This window comes from Inquilinus sp., from assembly GCF_057815775.1.
The window spans coordinates 1-2,526 of the sequence record NZ_JBYRFX010000993.1 but is presented as its reverse complement, the minus strand read 5'-3'; the positions used below and the strand labels follow the sequence as shown (position 1 = coordinate 2,526).

Sequence of the window (2,526 nt, the reverse complement as noted above, 5' to 3'; positions counted from 1 at the left end):
CGGCTCTCTGGCCCACGGCGGACTTCGAAACGCTCGTGCGGGTGTTCGACGCCCACGGGTTTCGCCCGCCCTGCTCGTGGTATCTCAACGATGAGGCCAATATCGCCTATGCCCGCGAGGCGCCGGACGGCGGTCGGCTGTCGCAGCCGGTGCTGTTCGTCAATGGCACCTACGACCAGATCAACACCATCGACGGCAATCGCCTGGGCGACCCCATGCGTGCGGCGTGCGCGGAACTCACGGTGACGAGCCTGCCGGGCGCCCACTGGCTGCCGTTGGAGTGTAAGGCGGAACTCACTGCGGTTATCCGCGACTGGTTGCAGGCCAAGAGCCTTTGAAGTATCCCGTTTAAGGAGCGCCCTAACTGCTACGGCGGCGACGAAAGACCGTTCGTAGCCGCCGCGGCCTGCGTCCGGTTTAGAGAAGCGACGGCGATGTCCGGATATGGCGCGGACCAGCCGGGAGGCTGGCCTAGTCAGGCGATGCCGGCGAAGTCCTGATGCCTGCGGCTTGAAGGGCCGATCCGAGCTCCTCGTTGGTGTAGGGCTTCAGCAGGATCGCCACTCGGCCCATCGCGCCGAACTGGTCCTGCAGCGTGCCTTCACCCTGGCCGCTGGCGATGACGACTGGCAGCGACGGGTGCAGGGCTCTCATCTCACGCACCAGAACCTCGCCGCCATAATCCGGCAGGCCGAGATCGACGATCGCGCCGTCGAAGCCGCCGGGCATCAGGCGGAGCTTATTCAGCGCCTCGGTGGCCGACCCAGCGATCTCGGCCTTAAACCCGAGTTCCTCCAGGTTGCCCACCAGCAGCATCTGCAGCAGCGGCTCGTCCTCCACCACCAGGATGCGCCGCGGCCCGGCATGCAGGTCGAGGACGTCGCGCAGCTTGGTGGCGATCGCGGCATAGGTGAAGGGCTTGGTGATCAACTGGACCCCCGGGTCCAGCCGGCCGTCATGGACGATGGCGTTCCGGGCATAGCCCGTGGTGAACAGCACCTTGAGATCGCCCCGGATCCGCCCCGCGGCCTCAGCCAGCTGGCGCCCGTTCATGCCGCCGGGCAGGCCCACATCGGTGAATAGCAGGCTCAGTTCCGGATGCTCCTCGATCACCCTCAGCGCGACCCTGCCATCCGGCGCTTCCATCACGGCATAGCCGAGCTCGCGCAGGATGCCGGTGGTGTGGCTGCGCACGTCGTCGTCGTCCTCGACCACCAGGATCGTCTCGGCATGGGCTGCGCCGGGCACCCGCGCCGGAGCCTCGGCTTCGGCCCGTTCTTCGGTCGAGTGGAAGCGCGGCAGGTAGATCTTGACCGTCGTGCCCTGGCCGGGCTCGCTGTAGATCTTCACATGCCCGCCCGACTGCTTGACGAAGCCGTAGACCTGCGAGAGGCCGAGGCCGGTGCCGTGCCCGACATCCTTGGTGGTGAAGAACGGCTCGAAGGCGCGCGCGATCACGTCGCGGCTCATGCCCACGCCGTTGTCGGTCACCGCCACCGCGACGTACTGGCCCGGCGCCACCTCCGTGTGCGACACCGCGTAGGGTTCATCGAGATAGGCGTTGGCGGTCTCGATCGTCAGTTTGCCGCCGCCGGGCATTGCGTCTCGCGAATTGACCGCGAGGTTCAGGATCGCGACCTCGATCTGGTTCGGGTCGGCATGGACCAGCCACAGGCCGCCGGACAGGACGGTCTCGACCGCGACCTGCTCGCCGATCGAGCGGCGCAGCAGGTCCGACATGCCGCCGATCAGCCGGTTGATGTCGGTCGGCTTCGGCTCGAGCGGCTGCTGTCGCGAGAAAGCCAGCAGGCGCTGGGTGAGCGAAGCGGCGCGCTGTGCGCCGCGGGTGGCCTGCGCCGTCGAGCGCTCGAGGATGGCGATGTTCTGCTGTGGCTGGCGCAGATGCCGCTGCAGCGTTTCCAGATTGCCGATGATGACGGTCAGCAGGTTGTTGAAGTCATGGGCCACGCCGCCTGTGAGTTGGCCGATGCTCTCCATCTTCTGCGCCTGCCGTAGCGCTTCCTCGGCGCGCTCGCGCTCGGCGGCCTCGGCGCGCAGCCTTTCATTCGCCGCCGTCAGTTCGGCGGTGCGCTCGGCCACCTTGGTCTCCAGTGCCCGTTCGCTCTCCCGCAGCGCAGCCTCGGTGCGGGTCCGGCGCTCGATCTCGACTTGGGCGGCGCGGTACAGCCGGGCCTTGTCCATCGCGATCGCCGCCTGCGTCGCGATGCCGGCCAGCAGCTTCTCGGACCGCTCGTCGAAGATGCCGGGCTCCGGGTGCCCGAAGAACAGGCCGCCCAGCACCTCACCGGACTGCGAGACGACCGGGGCGGCGAGGTAGCTGCGCACCGGCAGGTGGCCATCGGGCATGCCCTTGTTGGGCGTGTTCCGGCCATAGCGGGGATCCCGGGTGATGTCGTCCGACCGGACCAGGCCCTCGCCACGGAAGGTCGGGCCGAACACCTCGGTGTTGCGCGGCATTGGAAAGCGCGAGAACGCCTCGCGCGGCACGCCGGACAGTGTGTAGAG

The 2,526-nt window shown here is 68.0% G+C and carries 2 protein-coding genes; one reads left to right on the top strand and one right to left on the bottom strand.

Going from position 1 to position 2,526, the window contains the following annotated elements:
- Positions 1–338 (top strand): alpha/beta fold hydrolase (locus tag AC3XYG_RS35565; protein ID WP_489144622.1); only part of this gene is annotated, 338 nt, incomplete at its 5' end.
- 133 nt (positions 339–471) lie between these two features.
- Here AC3XYG_RS35565 and AC3XYG_RS35560 read toward each other — a convergent pair.
- On the bottom strand, positions 472–2,526 hold a 2,055-nt coding region (locus AC3XYG_RS35560; protein WP_489144621.1), incomplete at its 5' end, for a hybrid sensor histidine kinase/response regulator.